We start from the raw sequence: 24043 nt of genomic DNA, 5'->3' as shown, positions 1-24043 counted from the left end.
CTTTCAATCAGCCTTGCGACGCAGCTCGCGACCCTGCGCTGCAGGCGTCGACCGGCGGCGGCGGACCGCCGACCGGGATGGCATCAGCCGCGCCACGCAAGCCGCCAGCCTTTGCACGCCTTCCTCGATCGTCGGCCTGTCGAGCAGGGCATACCCCATCACCAGCCCCGCCGGCCGCCGCCGCCGGGCGCGTGGCGCCGTGGCATCGAACAGCGGGCCGATGGGATACACCCGCACGTCCTGCTGGCGCGCGGCCTGCACCAGCGCGCCCTCGGCGCTGGCCGGCAGGCCGGTGAACCACGCCACCAGATGCAGCCCGCTGGCCGCACCCTGCACCTGCACGCCCTCGCCGAAATGCCGGGCCAGGGCCTCCACCAGCGCACGCTGACGGGCCTGCTGCAGGCGCCGCATGCGGCGCACATGGCGCTGGTAGCTGCCGTCGGCCAGCAGCCGCGCCAGCGCAGCCTGCACGCCCGTCGGGGCATGGCGGTCGGCCACGCGCCGGGCCGCGGTGAAGACATCCACCAGCCCATCCGGCAGCACCATGTAGCCCAGCCGCAGCTGCGGCGACAGCGTCTTGGAGAAGGTGCCCACGTGGATCACCCGGCCGTGGGTGTCCAGCGACTGCAGCGTGGCCTCCGGTCGCACGCCGTAGCGGTACTCGCTGTCGTAGTCGTCCTCGATGATCCAGGCATGCCGGCGCGCGGCCCAGGCCAGCAGCGCCCGGCGGCGCGCCATCGGCAGGAAGCCGCCCAGGGGGAACTGGTGCGTGGGCGTGACGAAGGCCAGCTGCGCCGGCCCCAGCGCCGCCAGCTGGTCGGTGCACAGGCCGTGCTCGTCCACGTCCACATGCAGCAGCCGCGCGCCGCAGGCGGCGAAGGCATGCTGGGCCATGCGGTAGCCGGGGTTCTCCATCACCACGCCATCGCCGGCATCCACCAGCAAGCGCGCGCACAGGTCCAGCGCCTGCTGCGAGCCGTTGACGATCATCAGCTGCTCCACGCTGCAGGCCAGGCCGCGGCTGTGGCTCAGGTGCGCCTGCAGCGCGCGCCGCAGGCCCAGGTGGCCGCGCGGGTCCTCGTATTCCAGCCGCGCGCTGCGCTGCCGCTCGGTGGCGCGCAGCGCCTTCATCCAGGCCAGGGTGGGAAAGTCCGCGCCCGCCAGCGGCCCGTAGACGAAGTCGATCTCGCGGGTGCCGGTGGGGCCGGCGTCGCGGATGTCCAGCGCGGCAATGCGCCGGGCCACTGCCGACAACCGCCCGGCCGGGCCGCGGGCGGCCGGCGCACGCAGCGCCGATGCCGCGCGCGCCACGCCCGGCGCCACCCGGCTGGCGGCGCCGGTGCGGGTGGTGATGAAGCCATCGGCCGCCAGCTGCTCGTACACCAGCGACACGGTGCCGCGCGACAGTCCCCGCTCGGCCGCCAGCGCCCGGGTGGACGGCAGCGGCGCACCCGCGGCATGGGTGCCGTCCAGGATGCGTGCGCGCAGTTCCTCGTACAGCCGGCGGCTGAGGCCCGGTGGGGCAGGCGGTGGCACGGGCGGTGGGTGGCGCATCTGGGCAACTGGTCCAGTGGAATGGCGTGGAACTGGATGTTTCCATGAATCCGGATCGGGCGCACAGTCGCGCCATGTACCTGCCCAGCCAGTTCGCCGTGCCGGATGCCGCCCTGCTGCATCGCCTCATCCAGCAGCATGCCCTGGGCATGCTCACCTACCGCAGCGGCGACGGCCTGGAGGCCGAGCACCTGCCCTTCCTGCTGGATACCGGGCAGGGGCCGCAGGGCACGCTGCTGGCCCATGTGGCACGCGCGAATCCGGTGTGGCGGCAGGTGCCGGAGGGCGCCGAGGTGCTGGTGGTGTTCCGCGGCGCGCAGGGCTACATCTCGCCCAGCTGGTACCCCGGCAAGCAGCAGACGCACCGCTACGTGCCCACCTGGAATTACGAGGCGGTGCATGCCCATGGCACGCTGCATGTGCGCGACGACGAGAAGTTCGTGCGCGCCGTCGTGGCCCGCCTGACCCGCCAGCACGAGGCCACGCAGCCTGCGCCGTGGAAGATGGGCGACGCGCCGGCGGACTACCTGGCCACGCTGATGCAGCACATCGTCGGCATCGAGGTGCGCCTGACCCGGCTGCAAGGCAAGTTCAAGCTCAACCAGCACCACCAGCCGGCCGACCGCGAAGGTGCGATCCAGGGCCTGCAGGCCAGTGGCCAGGCCGCGCTGGCGCAGGCCATGCGGGAATCGGGCGGCACGGGCTGAAGGGCCGTGGGCCCGCGCCTGCCGCCGTCAGGGCATCGGCACCTGCCGCGGCGGCCGCTGGCGCACGCGCCAGCAGCGCCACACCTCCACCACCACCGGTCCCAGCCCCAGCGCGGCCGTGCCCGCGAGGGCCGGCGCCAGCCAGGCCAGCGGCAGCAGCGGCTGCTTGAGCTGCAAGCCCCACACGCTGCGCCCCAGTGCCGGCGTGGTGGCCTCCTCCAGCGCAAGGTAGCTGCCGAACACCACCCAGGGCAGCAGCTGCTGCCAGCCATGCACCGCCTGCTCGTACCAGGGCACGCGGCGGCGCGGCTCGGCATAGGCCAGGTCCACCCAGGTGGTGGCCTCATGGGCCACGCAGGCGGCCAGCATCAATGCCAGGCTGCCGACGCTGGGCTGCAGCAGCAGCACGCCGCCGGCCAGCACCGCCATCTGCAGCGCCATCAGCAGGTGCAGCAGGCCTTCGGGCAGCCCGGCGCTGTGCTCCAGCCGCTGGATGCGGTGGCACAGCTGGTCGGCCACGCCGGCCGCCAGCCACAGCGGCAGCAGCAGGAAGAGGTACAGCGTCTCGAAGGCGGTGGGCATGGCGGGCGATGGATGCGCCCTGACTCGGGGCAACCGGTATTCCCAGCCGCCCTGCCCCTCGTCCTCAGTCCAGCTTCACCGGCACCGGGCGGGTGAAGAGGTCGACGTAGAAGTCGAAGAAGCGGTTGTTGTCGAAGCGCGTGACCACCGTCATCTTCTGCAGCGACACGCCGGCCGGCGGCACGTCGTAGCCCACCGAGCGTCCGTTTTCCGGGTCGCCCTTGCGCGCGATCACGTCCACGTATTCCTCGCGTGTCTCGGTGGCAAAGCGCGGGTCGATCAGGTAGGCCAGCACCAGGGTGTCCCAGATGTTCTGGGTGTACGTGGGGTCGTTCTCGAAGCCGCTGTCGCCGCTGAAGCCATAGCCGTTGAGCTGCTGGAACAGCCGGGTGATGAGCGTGGGCTGCGGTGCGCGGGCGATGCGGTCGTACACCGGCTTGGTGAGCAGCACGGTGTCGGTCACGTCCAGCGGAATCACCACCTGCCGGATGGGCAGGCGCACCACCTGCTGCGCGGCATCGGGGTCGAACCACCAGTTGAACTCCGCCGTGCGGGTGGTGTTGCCGGGCACATGCACCGCGCCGCCCATGTAGATGATCTGCTTGATCAGCGGCACGATCTCCGGGTTGCGCGCCACCGCCTTGGCCACGTTGGTCATCGGGCCGATGGCCAGCAGCGTGATCTCGTGCGGGTGCGCCTTGACGGTGTCGACGATGAAGTCCACCGCGCTCCTGGCCTGCACCTGGGTGCGGGTGGCAAAGCCGTCGGGCGGAGCCACGAGGTCGGCATCGGTCTGCGGCTCGGGTGTGCTCCAGGCGCCCAGGTAGCCGTCACCGCCGGCACCGGCGGCCTGCTCGGCCTGCACGGCGGCGTAGTCATGGTCCAGCGGCATGTTCTCGCCGGCATACACCGGGATGGCGGCGCCGGCACCCAGCCGCTCCATCGACTTCAATGCATCGGCCACGCCCTGGCGCAGCCACTGGTTGCCCGACACCACGCTGATGCCCATCACCCGGATGCGGCCCTCGGCCTGCAGCTGCGCGGCCATCACGCCCAGCTGCCCATCGTCGCTCATGGTGTTGTAGTCGCTGTCGATGATCACCTTGTGCACGTCGTCATCGCCGCCATCGCCGCCGCAGCCGGCCAGCAGGGCGACGCACAGCATCCAGATCCATCCAAGCCGCATGGCAGTCTCCTTTTCTGGTTCGTGAAGCGGTTCAGTCTAGGGCGCGCAAACGATTGCGCAAACGTTTGCGGCTGCTGGTTAACCCGGCATGGCGCAACCGGGTGTGTCAACCAGGCGCGGCCTGCGCGGCGGCGGCCTCAGCGGCGCACCACCCGCCGGGTGACCGCCGGCGCACTGCCGTCGGTGCGGTTGCCCCAGGTGCCGATGTGCGCCGCCTGCATGAGCGGCGAGGCGCTGGCGGCAGCCGACAGCTCGGCGGCAGCGTCCATGAGATCGGGGCCGAACTGCGCCATGCGTGCCGGCGTCAGCCGCACCGACGGCCCGGCCACCACGATCACGCCGGTGGCCGGCTCGCCGCGCCGCTGCACCGGCGCGGCCATCGAATTCATGCCCGGCGCATAGGTCTCGTTCACCATGCTGAAGCCGCGCTTGCGGTGCTCCTTCAGCAGCAGGTTCAGCGCGCGCATGCTGCGCGGTGCATTGGGGCCGAAGCGGGCGCGGTCGCCCATGCCCTGGCGGGCCACGGCCTGCATGGCCTGGTCCTCGGTCAACGTCATCAGCCAGGCATGGCCGGCGGCGCTGCACGACAGGTTGAGCTCGATGCCCATGTCGGGGTCGTACCTCAGGCCCGAGCGCGAGCCCTGCGCCTTGGCCACCAGCGTGAGCCGCTCGCCGTCCACGATGGCCAGCCGCACCAGCTCCTCCGTCTTCTCGGCCAGGCGGTTGATCACCGGCTGGGCGATGTCCACCACGCCCGACTTGCTGAGGAAGCTCAGGCCCAGCGAAGCCAGCTTGCTGGTGAGCGCATAGCTGCCGCGCTGAGGCAGCGCGCGCACGTAGCCGAAGCCGATGAGCTCCTGCAGCGTGCGGTGGCAGGCGCTGCGCAGCTGGTTGAGGTCGGTGGCAATGGAGGCCAGCGGCGCGCCTTCGGGCCGCGCGGCCAGGTATTCGAGGATGGCGATGGTCTTCTCGAGGGCTCCGCTCACGGCTTCTCCTTGGAACGGCTTTCAGAAATTGAATGCCATCACGATTATTTGAACCGCCGGAATGAACTCTGGCAACCTCCGCCGCGACGGAAGCGCCCGTGACGCGCACCGCACCCCACCTTGCCAAGAGGAGACATCCGATGATGAAGTTGAGCCACATCACCATGGCGGCGCTGATGGCCATGGCCGCATGCGGCGCTGCCGCCGTGCTGGCGCAGCCAGCGCCCTCGCCTTCGCTGGCACCGGCCGGCAGCAACTGGCCGCTGGTGCATGGCAACCTGGGCAGCCAGGGCTACTCGTCGCTCACGCAGATCAACAAGGGCAACATCAGGAGCCTGGGCCCGGCCTGGGTGGTGCACACCAACGTGGAGCCGGTGACCCAGCCGGCACCTGGCCCGGGCAGCAGCGACGTCGGCCAGCAGACCACCCCGGTGGTGGTGGACGGCGTGATGTACCTCGACACCCCGGGCGGCGGCGTGATGGCGCTCAATGCCGCCACCGGCGCGGTGAAGTGGAAGTGGATGCCTTCGGTGGAAGCCAACGGCTATGGCGGCAACCGCCAGCACCGCGGCGTGAGCGTGGGCGAAGGCAAGGTGTTCACCACCGCCGCAGGCGGGCGCATGGTGGCGCTGAACCAGCAGACCGGCGCCGTGGAATGGGCCGTGGTCCCCACCTACAACGGCACCGCCATCGGTGGCATCGCCAAGGTGGCCACCATCTACCAGGACGGCATGGTGTACCAGGGCACCAACGACAACGGCCGCGGCGCGATGATCGCGGTGCGCGCCAGCGACGGCGCGGTGCAGTGGGTGTTCTACAGCGCGTACCCGCACGGCACCTCGTTCACCGACGTCAACGGCAACACCTTCGACGCGGGCGACACCTGGACCACCCGCAACACGCCGAACGACACGCCCAACGACTGCTACCTCAACGGCGGCGGCGCCTCGTGGATCCACCCGTCCATCGACACCCAGCTGGGCATGCTGTACGTCACCTTCGGCAACCCGCGCAGCTGCACCGGCGCGCAGTGGGGCGGCGACCGGCCGGGCGACAACCTGTTCACCAGCTCGCTGGTGGCGCTGGACATGAAGACCGGTGCCTACAAGTGGCACTTCCAGTCGGTCAAGCACGACGTCTGGGACATGGACAACGTGCACACGCCCAGCCTGGCCGACGTGCAGATCGGCGGCCAGACCCGCAAGGTCATCTACTACGGCAGCAAGTCGGGCCACCAGTTCGTGCTGGACCGCACCAACGGCAAGCCGGCGCTGCCGGTGGTGTACCGCCAGGTGCCCACCGATGCCCGCCAGGCCCAGCCCGCCACGCAGCCCTTCCCGGCTTCCGGGCCCTTCCAGGAACAGTGCCTGGTCTACCAGAACCTGGGCTCGGAGATCCCCGGCGCGCCCAACCGCGCGGTGCCCAACTGGAATGGCTACCAGGCCCAGCCCGATCCGGAGAAGCCAGGGCAGTACAAGCTGGTGCTCAACCCGGACAACTACCTGAAGAACGACACGCAGTACCTCTCGGGCACGCGCGAAGGCTGCATGTACGACCCGCACTGGGACGAGAACAGCATGTTCCTGTCGATGACCAGCCAGAACGGCGCGGCCGACTGGTCCAACGTGTCGATCAGTCCCAAGCTGAACATGCGCTACATCGGCATGTCCTACAACCCGGTGGCGCATGGCGCCTTCCAGGGCGGCAACGGCCTGCGCCAGATCGGCGGCTACCAGACCGGCGGCGTGGTGGCGGTGGATGCCTCCACCAACCTGCCGGTGTGGCGCAAGCACTTCGGCCTGGGCGGCGACGTGGCCCACGGCAACCATCCGCTGGTCACGGCCAGCGACCTGCTGTTCATCAACCGCGTGGACGGCTGGCTGATGGGCCTGGATGCGCAGACCGGCGAGGAGCTGTGGCGCTTCCAGACCGGCGCGCCCAGTGCCTCGGGCGTGGTGACCTATACCGTGGGCGGCGAGCAGTACATCGCGATGCCCGCGATGGCCGGCACCCAGCCCTATGCCCAGCAGGGCCAGGGCGCGGCGGTGTGGGCCTTCAAGCTCGGCGGCAAGGCCGTCTACACCACCGGCCCGCGGTCCAATCCGGTGGTGGTGTCGGGCAGCAGCGAGGCGCCGGCCCCGGTGCCCATCGCCAACCTGCGCCGGCCGGTGAACAACACGCCGGCCACCGGGCTGCCGGCCAACACCATCTATCTCGCACGCTCCGACGGCACCGCCACGGCCACCAAGGACAGCGTGACCACCGCATCGATGGTGCCTTCCACGCTGACGGTGCCGGTGGGCACCACGGTGACCTTCACCAACCCGGGCGACGCCACCTTCGGCGTGCCCGGCAGCGGCAACCTGAAGGCCCATTGCGCCACCCAGTACTTCGAGGGCCGCTTCAACTTCAAGCTGCAGCCGGGCCAGTCCGCCCAGCACAAGTTCGACCGCGAGGGCGAGTACTACTACAACGACTGCACCGACCCCCGGCCCACCGGCAAGGTGGTGGTGACGCTGGCCGCGCAGGAACAGCCGGGTGCGCTGCAGTTCACCCCGGGCACGCTGAACCTGCGGCCGGCCAACGGCGTGTTCACCAGCGTGCAGGGGCTGGTCACGGCCACCTTCAAGCTGCCGGCCGGGCACACGCTGGACGGCCAGGTGGAGTTGAAGACGCCGCTGACGATGCAGACGTTCCCGGCAGTGAGCGCCAGGGCCACCTCCGATGGCCGCACGCTGGTGGTCACCTTCGACAAGGCGCTGGTGGACAACAACATCCCCGAAGGCAGCGCCGTGCCGCTCACCGTGTCGGCCAACGTGCTGCACCAGGGCGTGCAGAAGAAGCTGACCTCCACCGCCACCGTGCGCGTCGTCAAGTGAGGGCCGACATGAACCGCTCCCTCCGACTGCACCCGTGCGCCCAGGCGGCGCTGCTGGCCGGCCTGGCCTTCGGCGGTGCCGCGCATGCCGCCATCCCGTTCCTCGACACGACGTTCGAAGCCAGTGCCATCGCCGAGGCCGCGGGCGCCCTGCCCGAGGCCGACCTGCAGGCGGGCGTGCAAGCGCTCAGCGCCTCGGCGGCCTCGGTGGGCAGCACCAGCGTGGCCACGGCCGGCGTGTTCGCGGGCCCGGGCCTGCTGACCACCTCGGCCGACGTGTCGGCGGGCGACCTCAGCCATGCGGTGGCCAGCGCACGTTTCACCGGCTCGTTCATCAGCAGCGGCACGGTGAACCTGTCGCTGGACTTCACCACGCTGAGCTTCGAGACCGGCTCGGGCGCCGCGGCCACCACGCTGTTCGTGTCGCTGAGCAACGGCGGCATCACGCTGTTCGAGGACCATGTGCAGGGCCCCTGGAGCTTCTCGTACACGCCCGCCGTGGGCAGCACCAGCCTGCTGGACCTCACCCTGTCCAGCGAGGTGAGCGCGGCCTTCATCGGCAGCGGCACCGGCGATGCGAGCGCCTTCGGCTCGGTGGCCATCATGGGCGCGGTGCCCGAGGCCTCCACCTGGCTGATGTTCTCGCTGGGCCTGGCCGGCATCGGCCTGGCCGGGCGGCGCCGGCACATCGCGGCAGGCAGCACCACAAGGAGCGCAGCGTGAAGCAGACCCATCTGTTGCGCCCTGTCGTGGCGGCCCTGCTGGCCATGGCAGCCTGCCTGCCCGCTGCCCGCGCGGCAGCGGTGGTCACGCCGCTGGCCGACGGCTCCGCGGCGTCTGCCGCGGCCCTGGTGGACACCTTGCTGGGCGCCGAGAGCCGGCTGTCAGTGGTGGCCGGCTCGGCGAGCTACACCGGCCAGGCCAGCGCCTCCGGCCGCTTCACCGGCGGCGGCACCGGCGCCACCGGCCTGGGCATCGACAGCGGCGTGGTGCTGAGCACCGGCGACGCCCGCTTCATCGGCAGCAGCGCCGCCTTCGAAGGCGATGCCGCCAACCAGACCGGCACCTACACCGCCGGCGTGGGCAACGGCCTCACCGCCAACACGGCGGCCGGCCATGCGCTGTTCGGTGCGCTGACATCGGAGCCCACCTTCAATGCCTCGGTGCTCAGCTTCAGCTTCGTGCCGCAGCATGCGCGGCTGACGATGAGCTTCGTCTTCGCGTCGGAGGACTACAACGACCTGGTGGACAGCGGCTTTCCCACCGACGTGTTCGGCGTCTTCGTCAATGGCGTCAACCAGGCGCTGGTGCCCGGCACCGGGCTGGCCATCTCGGCCTCCAGCGTGCACTGCGTGGGCGCCGGCAGCCACTGTGGCCTGTACCGCGACAACCCGGCGTTCTTCGACACCGTGGACACCGAGCTGGACGGCCTGACGGTGGTGATGAACCTGGAGATGGCGGTCAACGCCGGGCAGGTCAACACCCTGTCCATCGGCATTGCCGACACCCTGGACACCGTGGGCGACTCGGCGGTGATGCTGGCCGCGGGCAGCGTGTCCGCCGTGCCCGAGGCATCGACCTGGGCGCTGATGCTGGGCGGCCTGGCCGCCATGGCTGCCACGGCGCGCCGCCGCCGCCACGACACCACCACCGCTTGACCGGAGGAGAAAGACATGGAACGAAGAGACTTCCTGACCGGCGCCACCGCGGCGGCTGCTGCCCTGGCGGCCAAGGAACTGGTGCTGCCCACGGCGGCCCAGGCCCAGCCCGCGCCAGGCCAGCGGCTGGTCACGCAGCTGTGGTCGCGCCACCTGCAGTGGGTGGGCACCCAGGCCCAGCAGGTGGCCGACCCCTACGGCACCGGCGTGAAGGTGGGCGAGGCCGCCCGCGCCGCCGGTTATGCGGCGGTGGACCTGACGGTGCGCAACGATGGCCATGTGCACCCGGCCAACGTGGCCACGCACCTGCCGGCCATGCTCAGCGGCATCCGCAGCACCGGCGCGCTGTGCGACCACATCGGCGTGAACTTCGCGCCGCCGGCCGACCCGGCCAACACCGCCTGGATCGCCAGCCAGTCGGTGCACCAGATCCTGTCGGTGGCCGGTGCGCACGGCATCCGCAAGTACCGCTTCAACAACTCGGGCGCGGTGGGCTTCGGCAGCAACACCTTCGGCGCGCAGATCACCACGCTGCTGGACGGCGTGCGGCTCAACCACCGCCGGCTGGCCGCCATCAATGCGCAGTACGGCGGCCTGTGCGGCGTGGCCCACACCCATGCCTCCAACATCGGCGTGACGGTGTACGACTACGCCTATGCCATGCAGGGCATTTCGCCCCAGCTCATCGGCATCAACCTGGCCATCGGCCACACCGCCACCGCCGCGCCCGGCACGATGTGGCAGCTGGAGATGCGCCGCAACATGCCGCACATCCAGTGCGTGGCGGTGGAAGACCTGGCCGCCACGGTGGACCCGGAAACCGGCGCCCTGAGCATCGGCCGCGTGCAGCCGCCCGGCGCCACCGGCACCGGCGGCGGCGTCATCAACTGGGCCACCTTCTATTCGCTGCTGCGGCTGGGTGGATACAGCGGCGCGGTGGAGTCGCAGATCGAGTACCGCATAGCCGGCGCGGACGGCAACCCGGTGAGCCTGAACAGCGCCTTCTTCGCCGACCATGCGCAGTTCGCTTCCGGCAACCTCACCCCGGCCATGATGATCGCGGCGATGCGGAAGGACTCCGACTTCATCCGCCAGCGCGCAGTGGCCGGCGGCTGGTCGCCCGACCAGGTGCTGTGAACAACGGCCCCGCATGATGGACGAGGTGTTCGGCGTGTTTCCCACGCCCGTGCTGCGCGCGGCCGGCGCGCTGGAGGGCGAGCTGGTGCAGGGCCTGCTGCGCCACTTCGCCGGCCTGGCCGACAGCCCCAATGCCGCATCCGGCGCGCTCAGCCACACCCGCCTGCTGCGCCCGGCCGACAGCCCGCTGCTGGGGCAGGTGGCCGCGCGCATCACGCCGCGCATCGTGGACATCGGCGCGCTGATGTTCGGCCAGCGCCTGGGCTGGTCCATCAAGGAGATGTGGGTGAACCTGATGGACGGCGGCGGCCACCAGGCCATGCACCAGCACGCCAACAGCTTCGTCTCCGGCGTGGTGTACCTCACGCCGCTGGAGCCCGCGGCGCGCACCGTGTTCCACAAGCCGGTGGGCGGCACCGAGTTCGTGTTCCGCAACGAGCACGCCGAGGTGGCGCCCACGCCCTTCAATGCCGACCGCTGGATCAGCCCGTCCACCGCGCCAGGCGACCTGCTGCTGTTTCCCAGCTACCTGCTGCACTCCGTGCCGCCCAACCCGGGCGGCCGCCGCATCACCCTGTCGTTCAACGCCATCCCGGGCGGGCTGGACGCCTGGGGCTATGCGGTGCGCTTCGGCGCATGAAGAACCCAACCCACTTCCCTAACGGGGACAAGCCATGAACCTCCACCTCCTCAAGACCACCCTGGCCATCGCCGGCCTTGCCTTCGCGGCCGCCAGCGGCGTGGCGCAGGCACAGGACATCAAGGAGCGCAACCTGCGCTTTGCCTTCAGCCTGGCCAAGGACCATCCGCTGGGCCAGGGCGCGCAGAAGTTCGCCGATGCCGTGGCCGCCCGCAGCGGCGGCAAGATGAAGGTGAGCCTCTTCCCCAATGCGGTGCTGGGCAGCGACCCGCAGAACCTGTCGGCCGTGCGCGGCGGCACGCTGGACTTCACCTCGATGGCCACCGGCATCGTCGCCTCGCTGGACAAGCAGTTCATGGTGTTCGACCTGCCCTTCCTGTTCAACGACGCGAAGGAGGCCTATGCCATCACCGACGGCCCGGTGGCCACGCGGTTGCTGGACGGCCTGTCGGCGCACGGGCTGGTGGGCCTGGGCATCTGGGACCTGGGCTTCCGCAACATGACCAACAGCAAGCGCCCCATCGTGCGCGCCGAGGACATGCAGGGCCTGAAGATGCGGGTCATCAGCTCGCCGATCTTCATCGACCTGTTCACCACGCTGGGCGCCAACCCGCTGCCCATGACCTTCGGCGAGGTGTACGGCGCGCTGGAGTCCAAGGCCATCGACGGCCAGGACAACCCGGTGGCGGTGATCGAGTCGGCCAAGTTCGCCGAGGTGCAGAAGTACCTGTCGATCACCCGGCATGTCTATACAGGCATGCCCTTCATGATGAGCAAGAAGACCTGGGACGGCATGTCCGCCGACGAGCGCAAGGTGATCCGCGAGGCTGCGCAGGAGGCCAAGACCGAGGAACGCAAGCTCACCCAGCAGAAGGAGGCCCAGGCCATCGACAACCTGCGCAAGACCATGACCGTCAACGAGGTGAGCGAGGCCGAGATGGCCCGCTGGCGCCAGAAGGTGCAGCCGGTGATGGACAAGTTCAGCCGCGAGATCGGCGAAGGCGTGGTCGGCGAGGTGAATGCCGAGCTGGCCCGCATGCGCGCGGCGCGCTGAGGCGGCCTGGCATGGGCTTGATGGGCAAGGCGGCATTGGCCATGTGGTGGGACATGGCCGCCGAGACACGACCCGACTTCGAGCACTGGCACAGCCACGAGCACTTCCCGGAGCGGCTGGGCATCCCCGGCTTCCTGCGGGCCTCGCGCTGGCGCAGCACGGTGGCCCACGAGGACGGCGGCGAAGGCTTCTTCGTGATGTACGAGCTGGCCGACCACACCACGCTGTCCAGCGCGGCCTACCTGGCGCGGCTGAATGCGCCCACGCCCTGGTCCACGCGGCTGATGCCGCACCACCGCCACATGGTGCGCAGCCAGTGCCGGGTGATGGCCTCGGCCGGCAGCGCAGTCAGCGGCCATGCGCTCACGCTGCGCATGGCCACCGGCGGGGTCACCCAGGCGGGCATGGTGGAGGCCTTCGGGCCGCTGTGTGCCCGGCTGGCGCTGCTGCCCGGCCTGGCGGGCGCGCACCTGCTGCGCCATGAGCCGCCGGACATCGCGCCCACCACCGAGCAGCGCATCCGCGGCCTGGGCGACCAGGCCGCCGACTGGGTGCTGCTGGTCACCGGCTACGAGGCGCCGGCCGTCGCCGCGGTGCTGCAGCAGCCGGGCCTGCAGGCCGCACTGGGGGCGGCCGGCGCCACGCAGATGGCACCGCAGGCCTTCCGGCTGTGTCACTCCGCGGTGGCGGGCGAGCCGGCCGCGCTGCAGTAGGCCGCCATTCGTCCCATAACATGGGGCGGATGAAGGAAGTGTCGAGCGAGGTGCTGCAATGAGCACGGGCGCCCTGCCCACCCCGGCCGAGCGCCTGCGCCGCGCCAAGGGGCAGGCGCTGGCGGTGCTGCTGCTGGTGCCCGGCGGCTTCTATGCCGCCTCGCTGGCCTTCGGGCATCCGGTGGCCGCGGGCCTGTGCCGCTCCATCGCCGAGGCCGCGCTGGTGGGCGGCCTGGCTGACTGGTTCGCGGTGGTGGCGCTGTTCCGCCGGCCGCTGGGGCTGCCCATCCGCCATACCGCGGTGATTCCTTCCAACCAGGCCCGCATCGCCGACAACCTGGGCCGCTTCATCCACGAGAAGTTCCTGGACCCCCGGGCGTTGGCCGCGCTGATGCAGCGCACCGACCCGGTGGCGCTGCTGGCCGGCTGGTTCAGCGTGCCGGCCAACTCGCAGCGGCTGGGCACCCATGCGGTCACGCTGGTGCGCCATGGCCTGGCGCTGGTGGACGACCGGCGGGTGCAGGGCTTCGTGTCCGATGCGATGCAGTCCTTCATCGGCAAGCTGGACCTGGCGCAGGCGCTGGGCAACGTGCTGCAGATGCTGACGCGCCAGGGCCGCCACCAGCAGCTGCTGAGCGACGTGGTGGGCCTGGCGCTGCAGCACCTGAAGAAGGACTCGGTGCGCGAGGCCATCGTGGCCCGCGTGCTGGCCTGGATGAAGGCCGAGCATCCGATGCTGGAGAAGGTGCTGCCCAGCGACTGGCTGGGCCAGGAGGCCGCCTCGGTGGTGCAGAAGGTGCTGGGCCAGCTGCTGGAGGAAATGTCGGCCCGCCCGGACCACGACTACCGCGTCGCCTTCGACCGCATGGCCGAGCGCCTGGTGCAGCAGCTGCGCGAGGACGACGAGCTGCGCGAGCGGGCCGAACAGCTCAAGCGCTACGTGCTGGAGGACCCGCACCTGCTGGCCTTCACCCGCGGCGTCTGGCAGGACATCCGCGGCTGGATCAGCGACGACATCGGCAAGCCGCCCGAGCAGTCGGTGATGGCCGCGCAGGTGCAGCAGATGGGCCTGTGGCTGGGCCGCAAGCTGGGCGAGGACGCGGCGCTGCGCGAATCCCTGGCCGGCCATGTGGTGCAGCTCACGCAGGACCTGGCGCCCGCCTTCGCGGACCACCTGGTGCGCCACATCCGCAACACCGTGCGCACGTGGGACCCGCAGGAGATGGCCCGGCAGGTGGAGCTGCAGATCGGCCCCGACCTGCAGAGCATCCGCATCAGCGGCACGCTGGTGGGCGGGCTCATCGGCGGGCTGCTGTTCGGTGCCGGGCAGTTGCTGCAGCAGCTGCGGGGCGGCACGCCATGACGGTGCAGATCGGCACCGCCGGCTGGTCGATCCCGCGCGACTGCGCGGCGCAGTTTCCCGGCGAAGGCCAGCACCTGCAGCGTTATGCCGGGGTGCTGGGCGTGGCGGAGATCAACAGCTCCTTCCACCGGCCGCACCAGCCCCGGGTGTACGCGCGCTGGGCCGCAATGACGCCGCCGGGTTTCCGCTTCTCGGCCAAGCTGCCGCGGGCCATCACCCATGAAGGCCGGCTGCGTCGTGCGCGGGCACCGCTGCAGCAGTTCCTGGGCGAAGCCGCCGGCCTGGGGGACAAGCTGGCGGTGCTGCTGGTGCAGCTGCCGCCTTCCCTGGCCTACGAGGCGCGGCCAGTGCGCAGCTTCTTCACGCTGCTGGCCAGCCTGTTCCGTGGTGCGGTGGTGTGCGAGCCGCGGCATGCCAGCTGGTTCACGCCGGGCGCCGACGCGGCGCTGGCGGGCCTGCGGGTCTCGCGCGCGGCGGCCGATCCCGCCCGCTGGCCCGCGGCGGCCGTGCCGGGCGGCTGGCTGGGGCCACGCGGCGATGGCGGCGGTGCGCTGCTGTACCACCGCTGGCATGGCGCGCCGCGCATCTACTGGTCGCGCTACGAGGAGGCCTGGCTGCAGCAGCGCGCCGACGAACTGCGCGCCTGGCCTGCCGACGCGCAGCCCTGGTGCATCTTCGACAACACCGCCGGCGGCGGCGCGGCCGCCAATGCACTGCGGCTGCGGCAGCTGCTGGCAGGCCCCTGAGCGAGCACGCACGCAAGCCGGGATTCCGGCCCCCGGCCACCGCGGCTCCGGCGCTGCGAACGTCCATGGCCGGCAGCCACCCGCCGGACGCCCCGACCGTGGAGCGCCAGGCGGCGGTGTGGCCGCCGTCAGCCCTGGCCCAGCGCCGGATCGCTGACGGTATGGCGGCCGGTTTCCACCCGGCCGGCAAAGCGGCGCAGGTACTCGGGGTGGCCGGTCACCGTGGCGCTGAAGTCGTACCACCAGCCGCTGTCGGCCACCGGCAGGCGCAGCGACAGTTCGCTGCGCGCGGCCAGCACATGGGTGGCCGCCAGGCTGCGGTAGGCGTTGGACCGCAGCGTGAAGGTGCACGGGCCCGAGCCCGCATTGGCCAGCATCAGCACCAGCTCGCCGGTGCGGGCATCGCTGCGCACCTGCAGCTCCGGCCGCGGCTGCGCCGCCGATACGGCGCGGAATGCGCTGCCGGTGAAGTGCCGGTGGTAGCCGTCGGGGCCCAGCACCCACAGGTCGTACAGGCCGCCGGCGGCGGGCACCCAGGTGTCGGACAGCTGCTTGCCCGGCTCCACCATGTAGCGCCGCGGCACCGCGGCCAGGTCGAGGCGGTTGTAGACATGGAACACGGCCGCCTGCCGGCCGGTGTTGAAGAAGCCCAGCCGCACCCGCGCGTCGGCGATGCTGCGCGTGGCCGGTGGCAGCACGTCGCAATGGGTGGCCAGCTCATACGGCAGTGCGCGCGACGGCCGGGTGCCGGACACTTGTCTAGGCAACTGCTGCTGCGCCGGCGGGCGGATCTGGCCCAGCCTTTCCTGCTGGCGGCGCAGTGCATCGGCCTGCGCCTTGGTGGCACGGCCCTGCAGCACCGGCAGCACCTCGGTGTTGGGCGTGGCGAAGTTGAAGGCGCTGGTAAGGTCGCCGCACACCGCGCGGCGGAACGGGCTGATGTTGGGCTCCATCACGCCGAAGCGCGCTTCCAGGAAGCGCAGCACCGAGGTGTGGTCGAACACCTGCGAGTTGACCCAGCCACCGCGGCTCCAGGGCGAGATGAGCAGCATGGGCACCCGCGGGCCGGGGCCGTAGACACGGCCGTCCGGCGGTGGCTGCCGGGTGCTGCCGGGCGGCTTGGGCTGGGTGAAGTACTCGGCCGCCATCTCGGCCGCGCCCAGCGTGGTCTTGCCGGCCAGGCCGCCATGGCCATCGGGCGAGGGAGCGGAGGGCGAAGGCACATGGTCGAAGTAGCCGTCGTTCTCGTCGAAGTTGACGATCAGCACCGTCTTGCTCCAGACCTCGGGCACGGCGGTCAGCGCGTCCAGCACCTCCTGCAGGAACCAGGCGCCCTGCACCGGGCTGGATGGGCCCGGATGCTCGCAATAGATCGACGGCGCATTCATCCAGGAGACCTGCGGCAGCCGGCCCTCCCGGATGTCGCGGCGGAAGGCGTCCAGGTAGTTCTCGGGCTGGGTGCCGGGCAGCGTGTTGGCGATGCCCTTGTACAGCGGGTTGCCGGCGTTGTCGGTGGCCGGGTCGTAGGCCTTGTAGGGCACGGCCTGGCCGGTCTGGGTGTAGGGCCGGCCCGGCGAGCCGCCGCTGGAGACGGGATAGCCCGAGGCGATGTTGGCACGCTTGAACTGCCGGAACGCGCCCAGCATGTTGTCGCCCCACTCGTCAGGCATGTTCTGGTAGCTGATCCACCTCACACCGGCCTGCTCCAGCCGCTCGGCATAGGTGGTCCAGGTGTAGCCGGTGTCCACGCCGCCGGGCAGGCCGTCGATGGCATCCCATTCGTTGGTGACGAAGGCGGTGCCGGTCGGCACGGCGCCGTTGGTGCCGGTGAGGAAGAAGGCCCGGTTGGCATCGGTGCCGGTGTGCATCGAGCAGTGGTACGCGTCGCAGATGGTGAAGGCATTGGCCAGCGCGAACTGGAACGGTATCTCGGCCTGCTCGAAGTAGCCCATCGAGATCTGGTTCTTGTAGCGCGGCCACTGGTCCATGCGGCCGTGGTCCCAGGCCTGCTGGCTGTCGTTCCAGTCGTGCGGCGTGCCGTTGGCGCGCTGGGCATTGCCCGCCGTGCCGTCCAGGTGGAAGGGCATCAGCACCTGGCCGGTGGCGGTGCGCTGCTGCCAGACGTTGCGGCCATCGGGCAACGGAATGGGAAAGCGGTCGCCGAAGCCCCGCACGCCGTGCAGCGTGCCGTAGTAGTGGTCGAAGGCCCGGTTCTCCTGCATCAGGATCACCACGTGCTGCACGTCCTGCAGCGTGCCGGTGGCGTTGTGCGCGGGGATGGCCAGGGCGCGCCGGATCGATTCGGGGAAGGCGCCGAGCGAGGCCGCCGCGATGCCCGCCTGGGCACTGCCGCGCAGGAAGCTGCGTCGTGAAGTCATGGGTGTCGGATGAAGGCTGCGTTTGATCGCTGCGCAGCCTAGGCGCGGGGCATGACATGGCCGTGAAGGCCCTGCCCTGCCCCGCGCGGCCGGCTCATCCGGGTCCGGTGGGCGCTGGCCTCACAGCCGGGCGCACTGGTCTTCCTTGCTGGCCGCGCGGTTGCCGCTGCCGGTGGGCGCCGGGATGTTTTCCTTGCACTGCAGGTTGCCGTTCATGCGGTTGTTCAGCAGCGTCACGCCGGCCATGTTCTTGAAGGCCTGCAGGTCGCCGCCCACCACATTGCTGCCGGCCCACAGCGGACCCACGTTCTCGTCGAACTGGATGTCGCCATTGATGCGCGCGCCGCCGATGGAGGCCGAGCCGCCCTTGACGATCTGCACCGAGCCGCCGAAGGTGGAAGCACCGCCCACCCGCACGTCGGCCGCACCCTCGGCCTGCAGGTTGCCGTTGATCGACACGCTGGTGGCCTGCAACCGGGCGTTGTGGCCCACCACGATGCTGCCCTTGGCGCGGGTGCGGTCCAGCACGCAGCTGGCGTTGTCGGGCACGTAGATGTTGTCCAGCGCCACGGCGCCCACGCGCCCGGTGCAGCGGAATTCCTCCGCCGCGGCCGGAAGGCCGGCAAGGCCCAGCAGGCCGCCCAGGGTGCCGACGATGATCGAGTGCTTCATGAGGTTGCTCCGTCCAGGTTGGGGGTTGATGGCACCGGTGCCCGCAGGCTGTTTCCGGTGCCGCCCTACAGAGCGCTTGCTCAGGCACTTGATACGTCGTCGGCCCGTTTTCTTCAGGAAAAATCTCAGCAGGCGATGTCGCGCGGCACTTCGTCGCGCACCGCGCCCGCGGCGTCCACCCGGCGCAGCGTGCTGCCGCACAGCATGGCGCTGCGGTCGGCCAGGCGCTTGGTCACGTCCACCGGCTTCCAGTCGGGGTTGCGCGCCAGCACCAGCGCGGCGATGCCGCTGGCCAGCGGCGCGGCCATCGAGGTGCCACTCCACACGCCGTAGCCGCCGCCGGGCACGGTGCTGGTCAGGCCTTCGCCGGGGGCCGCGGCCATGATCCACGGCCCGCGGTTGCTGAAGGCCGCCACGCGCGCGCCGGCGGTGGAGGCCGCCACCGACAACGCGCCCTCGGCGCCTTCGGCCGCCGGGTACTGGCGCTCGGTGCTGCTGGCGCCATTGCCGGCCGCGGCCACCACCACCGAGCCATGGTGCTGGTTGCAGCGGTCCTGGTCCTGGCGAAAGCCGGCATCGCTCCAGTCGTCGTCGTCCTCGTCCTCGTCGTCGTCGCTGCAGGTCACCAGTTCCACCACCACGTCCAGCATGCGGGTGGGGCGGGTGGTGCCCAGGCTCAGGTTGATGATGTGCGCGCCGTCGTCGGTGGCGCCCACGCCGTCGGGGTCGGCGGCATGCAGCAGGGCTTCGGCGATGGCCCACACGTTGCCGCGGCCGTCGGGGTCCAGCACCCGCAGCGGCAGGATGCGCGCGGCGGGCGCGGCCAGCGCCACCAGGCCGGCCACGTGGGTGCCGTGGCCCCAGGCGGGCCGGCCGGGGCCGCCGCCTTCCGACGCGTCGAAGTCGCCGTCGACGAAGTCGCGGCCCGGTAGCAGCCGCGCGGCCAGCGCCGGATGGTTGCGATCCACCCCGGTGTCCAGCACCGCCACGCGCACGCCTGCACCCCGGCTGAGCTGGTGGGCGGCCGCCAGGCCGAGGGTCTGCGGCGCCCATTGCGCGGTGTACTGGCCTTCGCGGCCGATGGCCCACACCGCGGCCTTGCGGGCCTCGGGCGCGCTGGCGCGGTAGTTGGGCTCGGCGATCAGCACCCGTGCGTCGGCCCGCAGCGCGGCCAGCCGGGTGTCGAGTGACGCACCCGCGGGCAGCTTGAGGCGGAACATCGGCCGCGCGCCGAAGCGCCCGGCCAGCGTCAGCCGGTGGGTGGACAGCACGCCCGGCAGGTCGGCGCCGCGGCGCAGCTTGACCAGCACCTCGCCGGCCACGGCAGTGTCGGCCGTGGTGGTGCTGGTGGTGCTGGTGGTGCTGGTGGACGCGATGCGCGCCGTGCCGGCCTCACCCTCGGCCGCCTGCGCGGCCTCTTCCTCTTGGCCACCACCGCAGGCAGCCAGCAACACGCTGGCGGCAGCGCCCAGCAGGACTCGTCGGACCATGTCGTGTCTCCTCTCGGCGTACCACCGCCGGATGCGCCCACAGAAGGCCCGGCCCGCCGGTTGATACATGCCGCGGTGCGGTGGTTCCCCAACCGGTGGTTTCAGGCGACGCCGTAGAGCCGGAAGGCGGCCCAGTGCGCCGGGTGCGGCCGCTGCGCGCGCAGCGCGCGCTGGGCATCGGCCAGCGCCGCATCGGCCGGCTGGCCGGCCGCCCAGCGGCGGTAGAAGGCGGCCATGAAATCGGCACTGGCCGCGTCGTCCACCGCCCAGGGGCTGGCCAGCACCTGCCGCGCGCCGGCCATCAGGAAGGCCCGCACCAGGCCCACGCCCTCGTCGGTGGCGCCGGGCTCGCCCAGGCCGGTCTCGCAGGCGCTGAGCACCACCAGCCGCGCGCGCAACTGCAGCTGCTGCACCTGGTCGGCGGTGAGGGCGCCGCCTTCCAGGTATAGCGCGGAGAACAGCGGGCTGTCGGCACGGAAGCGGCCATGGCAGGCCAGGTGCAGCAGCTCGGCCTGGCCGACCGCGACCGCCGCGGCCGTGTCGCCGAGCCCGCCCGCCTGCACCACCTGCGGCCAGCCGAGCGAGTCGGTCACCGCCTGCAGCTCGCGAGCCACATGCGGCAACCGGGTGGCATCGCCCAGCAGCAGCGCGCAATGGCCGGGCGCGGTGGCCACGGAGCCCGCAGCGGCGGCGGCGCGCTGCAAGGCATGCAGCGCCACGCCGGCGCTGGCGGCCAGCGTGATGTCGTGGCGGTCCACCACCGCCTGCGTGCCATCGTGCAGCGCCGCGAAGGGCAGTTCGTGCAGTGGGCCGTGCGGCACCACCAGCAGGCGACGGCAATCCGCCACCGACGCCGCCAGCGGCGCCCACACCAGCGCATGCAGCTGCTGCAGCCGGCCCTGGGCCCGCTGGCACAGCTGCGCCATCGGGCCCGGGCCCCAGGCCTGGCCGGCGCGCAGCGCATCCACCTGCAGCTGCAGGCCGCGCACGGCTGCCTGCAGCGGCGCCAGGGTGCACAGGCGGCGGTGCAGCCGCAGCCCGTCGTGGCGCAGCACCAGCGCCAGCAGTTCGTCGTCCACGATGCCGTAGCACACCATCACCCGCTGCGGGCCCAGGGCCGCCTGCAGCGCGGCGACGTCCAGCGGGCCGGGTCGGGCGTAAGGCGCCTGGGTGTCGCCGGCAGCCCCGGTCGGTGCATCGGCCCCGGCCAGCAGGCGCTGCCGGCGCGCGCCTTCCAGCAGCCGCTGCTCCAGCGCGGCGGCCTCGGTGCGCAAGGCCTGCGGCGATTCGCCGTCGTCCTCCACCAGGCGCTGCTCGCGGCGGTACAGCCAGTCCAGCCGCTGGCGCAACGGCTCGTCGTCGGCCGCGTTCAGCGGCGGCCGTGCGCTGCCGCCCAGGCGCTCCAGCAGGCTGCGGGCCTTGAAGCGGTCCAGCCAGTGCAGCACCTCGGCCACGCCGGGGCCGTCCGGCGGCTGCGCCTCCTGCAGCGCCAGCCTCAGCCGCTGCAGGTAGGGCTGCAGCGCATCGGCCAGGAAGGCGCGCTGGAAGTCCTCGCCGGGCAGCACCGCGCGCAGGTCTTCCAGCTCGGCGATGGCGGCTTCCAGCGCCTGCTGCGCCGGTGCGCGCCGGCCCAGTGCCAGCAGGGCCTGCGCCGATTCGGCACGGGCCCGGGCACGCACCTGCGGCGGCAGCGTGGCATCGGCCAGCAGCGCCTGGCATTCGGCCAGCGCGGCGGCGGCATCGCCGGCGCGGCCGCGGGCAGCGGCGGCTTGGACCCGCGCCGCCGCCGCATGCGCCACCAGCCCCGCCGCCTCGAAGCCCTGCACCGCCTGCTGCGCCGCCGCCACCGCCGCATCCACATCGCCCGCGGCCAGGCGCAGCTGCGATTCGATGGCCTGCGCGGTGGCCTGCCCGGCCGCATTGCCCTGCGCCGCGAAGCCGGCGGCGGCCTCGGCCAGGCAACGCAGCGCGGCCGCCGGCTGGCCGGCGCCGGCCCAGGCACGGGCCAGCTGCGCCTGCACCCAGGGCAAGGTGGCCTGCGCGTCCTGCAGGGCCAGCGCCTCGGCCAGGCCGGTGTACAGCGCGATGGCCTCGGGCAGCAGCCGCAGCTCCAGGTAGGCGTCGGCCACGCTTTTTTCGGCCTCGATGCGGCGATGCACCAGGCCCAGCGCATCGAAGTCCCGGCGCGTGGCCTCCAGCCCGGCCAGCGCCTCGCGGTAGCGGCCCTGGGCCAGCGCCAGCAGGGCGCTGCCGTTGGCGGCGGAGGCGGCCAGCACCTGCTGACCATGCGCCTGCGCACGCAGCCGGGCACGGTTGTAGAAGTGCCCGGCCTCGTCGAAGCGACCCAGGTAGGACATGGCATCGGCCAGGCCGATGTCGGCCATCACCGAATGCTCCGGATCGCCGGCACGGGCAAAACGCACCGCGGCGGCGCGGTAGTGCGCCACCGCGCCGGCATGGTCGTCGCGCGAGAAGGCCAGGCTGCCCTGGTTCAGCCGCACCTTGGCCGCGGCCAGCTCGTCGCCGCCGGCATGCAGCGCGGCCTCGGCCTGCAGCGCCAGGGCCTGCGCGTCATCAAAGCGGCCCAGCACCGCCAGCGCCATGATCTGCGGCACCTGCACCCGCGCGGCCTGCAACGGCTGCCCCAGCGCCTGCCAGCCGCCACCGGCGCGGCCCAGCACCTGCAGCGCCTCGGCCATGCGCCCATCGATGAGGCAGGCGATGCCCGCCGTCCAGTCGCACAGTGCCTGCAGCTCGCTGCGCACGGCCGGCACGGCCGTGGGGCCGGCCTGGTCCAGCAGCTGCTGCAGCGCTGCCGCCGCCGCCAGGGCCCGCGGCGGCTCGCTGCTCCAGGCGGCATAACACTCGGCCTTGAGCGCCCAGGCCGTGGCGAGAGCGGCCTGGCCGGCCGCATCCTCGCCTGCAGGGGCCGCGCTCACGCGCCGGCCTGGTCGTCGAGCGCCAGCTCGGGCAGCTCGATCAGCAGCTCGCCGATCTGCACGCTGAACTGGTAGCGGCCCGGCGGCAGCAGGCCGAACTGGAAGTCGCCGAATTCGTCCAGCACCGCGCTGGCCACGTCGACACCGGCCGACTGCAACAGCACGCGGCCGCCCTCGCCCGGCCCCAGCACCTGCCCGCTGAGCACGAAACCGCCGGCCTGCGGCGGCTGCGGCCGCGCGATGCGCAGGTCGATGTCGTGCGCGCCGGCATGGAACAGCAGCTGCCGCACCGATGGGGCCGCGCTGCGCATCGCCATCGCCGGCTGCGCGGCCAGGCTGTCGAAGCCCAGCACCGCGGCCAGGCGCTGCAGCAGCGGCGCCGGCGCTTGCACCGCGGCGGCAGCGGGCGCCGCCCGGGCGGGCCACAGCGCCAGCGCCTGCTGCAGCAGCGCCGGCGGGGCATCGGGCAGCCGCACGCGGGCCTGCGCGGCCAGTGCGGCCAGTTCGTCGTCGGGCAGGTCGGCGGGTGCGGTCATGGGCACGACTCCAGGAAAGGCGCCGGGCGGCCCGGCAATGTGCTTGCCGGCCCACAGAGGCCCCGCGGCCGGCGGAAATACACGGTGGGCGGCTTCATCGCGCGCCGTCCTGCAGCGCCAGCAGCAGGGTGCGCAGCCGGGCCAGGCAGCGTGCCCGGGTGGGCCCGATGCTGCCCACCGGCATGCCCAGCTCGACGGCGATGCGTTCGTAGGGCACGCGCTGGTCGTCGTCGGTGAAGAGCCGGGCCAGCAGGCCGGCACAGCGCTCGTCCAGCCGGTCCAGCGCCAGGCGCAGCAGGTGCAGCTGCTGCAGCTCGTCCAGCTCGGCCTCGGGCAGCGGCAGGTCGCCGGGCAGCTCGTCGATCACGATGTCGCCCGGCGCCGCATCGGCGGCGGACACCAGCGGCAGGTCGCGCCGGGCGCGCCGCCACTGCAGCAGCGATTCACGCTTGGCGGTGGTGACGATCCAGGCGCGCAGCCGGTCGGGCTGGGCCAGCGTGGGCAGCGCCTGCAGCAGCCGGGTGAACACGGTCTGGAACACGTCGGCGGCGGCATGTTCGTCCAGGCCGGTGCGGCAGGCCACCGCGTACACCAGGCGCTGGTAGCGCATCACCAGGGCCTGCCACCCGGCGGCGTCGCCCCGGCGGCAGCGGGCCACCAGGTCGGCATCGGCCACGGCATCGTCGTCGGCATGCATCGTCATGGTCGTGGACCCGGGCTGGGAGGGTCGGCCGATGATAGGGGCGCCACGCCGCCGGGCTCAGCACCCAGTGCTTGAAGCGCACCGGCCCGTCCCGCTGCGCGCGGCGCTCGGGTGGCTGCGA

At 72.1% G+C, this 24043-nt stretch carries 20 protein-coding genes; 10 read left to right on the top strand and 10 right to left on the bottom strand.

The window, feature by feature from the left end:
• Positions 1-3 precede the first annotated feature (3 nt).
• Positions 4-1554: a PLP-dependent aminotransferase family protein gene (locus LRS14_RS02630; RefSeq protein ID WP_404977522.1), complete on the bottom strand. Its 1551-nt coding sequence runs from the start codon at positions 1552-1554 to the stop codon at positions 4-6.
• A 74-nt stretch (positions 1555-1628) separates the two neighbouring features.
• Between LRS14_RS02630 and LRS14_RS02625 the strand changes: the two genes are divergently transcribed.
• Positions 1629-2261 (top strand): FMN-binding negative transcriptional regulator, encoded by a 633-nt coding sequence (locus LRS14_RS02625; RefSeq protein WP_257800393.1) that lies wholly within the window; start codon positions 1629-1631, stop codon positions 2259-2261.
• Positions 2262-2288: 27 nt separating this feature from the next.
• Here LRS14_RS02625 and LRS14_RS02620 read toward each other — a convergent pair whose 3' ends face one another.
• From LRS14_RS02620 to LRS14_RS02610, 3 genes are all read right to left on the bottom strand, one after another.
• Positions 2289-2843, bottom strand: coding sequence for a hypothetical protein (locus tag LRS14_RS02620; protein ID WP_257798496.1), 555 nt, complete (start codon positions 2841-2843; stop codon positions 2289-2291).
• A gap of 64 nt (positions 2844-2907) precedes the next feature.
• A complete protein-coding gene (locus LRS14_RS02615) occupies positions 2908-4029 on the bottom strand; it encodes a nucleoside hydrolase (RefSeq protein WP_257798495.1) in 1122 nt (373 codons plus the stop codon).
• Positions 4030-4166: 137 nt separating this feature from the next.
• Positions 4167-5015 (bottom strand): IclR family transcriptional regulator, encoded by an 849-nt coding sequence (locus tag LRS14_RS02610; RefSeq protein ID WP_046113586.1) that lies wholly within the window; start codon positions 5013-5015, stop codon positions 4167-4169.
• 140 nt (positions 5016-5155) lie between these two features.
• Here LRS14_RS02610 and LRS14_RS02605 point away from each other — a divergent pair, with 140 nt between their 5' ends.
• From LRS14_RS02605 to LRS14_RS02565, 9 genes are read left to right on the top strand one after another with little or no spacing between them, the layout of a single operon-like run.
• Positions 5156-7894 carry a PQQ-binding-like beta-propeller repeat protein gene (locus LRS14_RS02605; RefSeq protein ID WP_257798494.1) on the top strand — a complete coding sequence of 913 codons (2739 nt, stop codon included), beginning with the start codon at positions 5156-5158 and terminating at the stop codon, positions 7892-7894.
• Positions 7895-7902: 8 nt separating this feature from the next.
• On the top strand, positions 7903-8616 hold the full coding sequence (locus LRS14_RS02600; RefSeq protein ID WP_257798493.1) for a PEP-CTERM sorting domain-containing protein: 714 nt from the start codon (positions 7903-7905) through the stop codon (positions 8614-8616).
• A complete protein-coding gene (locus LRS14_RS02595; protein ID WP_257798492.1) occupies positions 8613-9551 on the top strand; it encodes a choice-of-anchor L family PEP-CTERM protein in 939 nt (312 codons plus the stop codon). Before LRS14_RS02600 ends, LRS14_RS02595 begins: the two co-directional genes overlap by 4 nt.
• A gap of 15 nt (positions 9552-9566) precedes the next feature.
• Positions 9567-10688 (top strand): twin-arginine translocation signal domain-containing protein, encoded by a 1122-nt coding sequence (locus LRS14_RS02590; RefSeq protein WP_257798491.1) that lies wholly within the window; start codon positions 9567-9569, stop codon positions 10686-10688.
• A gap of 16 nt (positions 10689-10704) precedes the next feature.
• The gene (locus tag LRS14_RS02585; protein WP_046113583.1) at positions 10705-11328 is read left to right on the top strand and encodes a putative 2OG-Fe(II) oxygenase; all 624 of its coding nucleotides are present in this window, start codon (positions 10705-10707) and stop codon (positions 11326-11328) included.
• Positions 11329-11362: 34 nt separating this feature from the next.
• Positions 11363-12382, top strand: a complete 1020-nt coding sequence (locus tag LRS14_RS02580; RefSeq protein ID WP_257798490.1) for a TRAP transporter substrate-binding protein — start codon at positions 11363-11365, stop codon at positions 12380-12382.
• A gap of 11 nt (positions 12383-12393) precedes the next feature.
• Positions 12394-13095: a DUF4286 family protein gene (locus tag LRS14_RS02575; RefSeq protein ID WP_257798489.1), complete on the top strand. Its 702-nt coding sequence runs from the start codon at positions 12394-12396 to the stop codon at positions 13093-13095.
• A gap of 58 nt (positions 13096-13153) precedes the next feature.
• Positions 13154-14458 carry a DUF445 domain-containing protein gene (locus LRS14_RS02570; protein ID WP_046113580.1) on the top strand — a complete coding sequence of 435 codons (1305 nt, stop codon included), beginning with the start codon at positions 13154-13156 and terminating at the stop codon, positions 14456-14458.
• Positions 14455-15204 carry a DUF72 domain-containing protein gene (locus tag LRS14_RS02565; protein WP_257798488.1) on the top strand — a complete coding sequence of 250 codons (750 nt, stop codon included), beginning with the start codon at positions 14455-14457 and terminating at the stop codon, positions 15202-15204. Before LRS14_RS02570 ends, LRS14_RS02565 begins: the two co-directional genes overlap by 4 nt.
• Before the next feature lie 128 nt (positions 15205-15332).
• Here the strand turns inward: LRS14_RS02565 and LRS14_RS02560 are convergent, their stop codons facing one another.
• From LRS14_RS02560 to LRS14_RS02535, 6 genes are all read right to left on the bottom strand, one after another.
• Positions 15333-17582 (bottom strand): phosphocholine-specific phospholipase C, encoded by a 2250-nt coding sequence (locus LRS14_RS02560; RefSeq protein ID WP_257798487.1) that lies wholly within the window; start codon positions 17580-17582, stop codon positions 15333-15335.
• 120 nt (positions 17583-17702) lie between these two features.
• Positions 17703-18254: a hypothetical protein gene (locus LRS14_RS02555; protein WP_046113577.1), complete on the bottom strand. Its 552-nt coding sequence runs from the start codon at positions 18252-18254 to the stop codon at positions 17703-17705.
• Positions 18255-18379: 125 nt separating this feature from the next.
• Positions 18380-19744 (bottom strand): S8 family serine peptidase, encoded by a 1365-nt coding sequence (locus tag LRS14_RS02550; protein ID WP_257798486.1) that lies wholly within the window; start codon positions 19742-19744, stop codon positions 18380-18382.
• A gap of 101 nt (positions 19745-19845) precedes the next feature.
• Positions 19846-22683 carry a CHAT domain-containing protein gene (locus tag LRS14_RS30170; protein ID WP_257798485.1) on the bottom strand — a complete coding sequence of 946 codons (2838 nt, stop codon included), beginning with the start codon at positions 22681-22683 and terminating at the stop codon, positions 19846-19848.
• A complete protein-coding gene (locus tag LRS14_RS02540) occupies positions 22680-23219 on the bottom strand; it encodes a carboxypeptidase-like regulatory domain-containing protein (RefSeq protein WP_257798484.1) in 540 nt (179 codons plus the stop codon). Before LRS14_RS02540 ends, LRS14_RS30170 begins: the two co-directional genes overlap by 4 nt.
• A 94-nt stretch (positions 23220-23313) precedes the next feature.
• Positions 23314-23922 (bottom strand): RNA polymerase sigma factor, encoded by a 609-nt coding sequence (locus LRS14_RS02535; protein WP_052736336.1) that lies wholly within the window; start codon positions 23920-23922, stop codon positions 23314-23316.
• Positions 23923-24043 lie beyond the last annotated feature (121 nt).

The sequence above is a fragment of the Aquincola sp. J276 genome, assembly GCF_024700035.1.
Taxonomy (GTDB): Bacteria; Pseudomonadota; Gammaproteobacteria; order Burkholderiales; family Burkholderiaceae_C; genus Aquincola; species Aquincola tertiaricarbonis.
Note: the sequence above shows the minus strand (reverse complement) of the source record. Positions and strands in the feature narration are given on the sequence as shown.

Bases quoted from the DNA above. Each gene is read 5' to 3' on its own strand.
- LRS14_RS02630 (WP_404977522.1), bottom strand. From the start codon at position 1,554: ATGCGCCACCCACCGCCCGTGCCACCGCCTGCCCCACCGGGCCTCAGC.
- LRS14_RS02625 (WP_257800393.1), top strand. From the start codon at position 1,629: ATGTACCTGCCCAGCCAGTTCGCCGTGCCGGATGCCGCCCTGCTGCAT.
- LRS14_RS02620 (WP_257798496.1), bottom strand. From the start codon at position 2,843: ATGCCCACCGCCTTCGAGACGCTGTACCTCTTCCTGCTGCTGCCGCTG.
- LRS14_RS02615 (WP_257798495.1), bottom strand. From the start codon at position 4,029: ATGCGGCTTGGATGGATCTGGATGCTGTGCGTCGCCCTGCTGGCCGGC.
- LRS14_RS02605 (WP_257798494.1), top strand. From the start codon at position 5,156: ATGATGAAGTTGAGCCACATCACCATGGCGGCGCTGATGGCCATGGCC.
- LRS14_RS02600 (WP_257798493.1), top strand. From the start codon at position 7,903: ATGAACCGCTCCCTCCGACTGCACCCGTGCGCCCAGGCGGCGCTGCTG.
- LRS14_RS02590 (WP_257798491.1), top strand. From the start codon at position 9,567: ATGGAACGAAGAGACTTCCTGACCGGCGCCACCGCGGCGGCTGCTGCC.
- LRS14_RS02585 (WP_046113583.1), top strand. From the start codon at position 10,705: ATGGACGAGGTGTTCGGCGTGTTTCCCACGCCCGTGCTGCGCGCGGCC.
- LRS14_RS02580 (WP_257798490.1), top strand. From the start codon at position 11,363: ATGAACCTCCACCTCCTCAAGACCACCCTGGCCATCGCCGGCCTTGCC.
- LRS14_RS02575 (WP_257798489.1), top strand. From the start codon at position 12,394: ATGGGCTTGATGGGCAAGGCGGCATTGGCCATGTGGTGGGACATGGCC.
- LRS14_RS02570 (WP_046113580.1), top strand. From the start codon at position 13,154: ATGAGCACGGGCGCCCTGCCCACCCCGGCCGAGCGCCTGCGCCGCGCC.
- LRS14_RS02565 (WP_257798488.1), top strand. From the start codon at position 14,455: ATGACGGTGCAGATCGGCACCGCCGGCTGGTCGATCCCGCGCGACTGC.
- LRS14_RS02560 (WP_257798487.1), bottom strand. From the start codon at position 17,582: ATGACTTCACGACGCAGCTTCCTGCGCGGCAGTGCCCAGGCGGGCATC.
- LRS14_RS02555 (WP_046113577.1), bottom strand. From the start codon at position 18,254: ATGAAGCACTCGATCATCGTCGGCACCCTGGGCGGCCTGCTGGGCCTT.
- LRS14_RS02550 (WP_257798486.1), bottom strand. From the start codon at position 19,744: ATGGTCCGACGAGTCCTGCTGGGCGCTGCCGCCAGCGTGTTGCTGGCT.
- LRS14_RS02540 (WP_257798484.1), bottom strand. From the start codon at position 23,219: ATGACCGCACCCGCCGACCTGCCCGACGACGAACTGGCCGCACTGGCC.
- LRS14_RS02535 (WP_052736336.1), bottom strand. From the start codon at position 23,922: ATGACGATGCATGCCGACGACGATGCCGTGGCCGATGCCGACCTGGTG.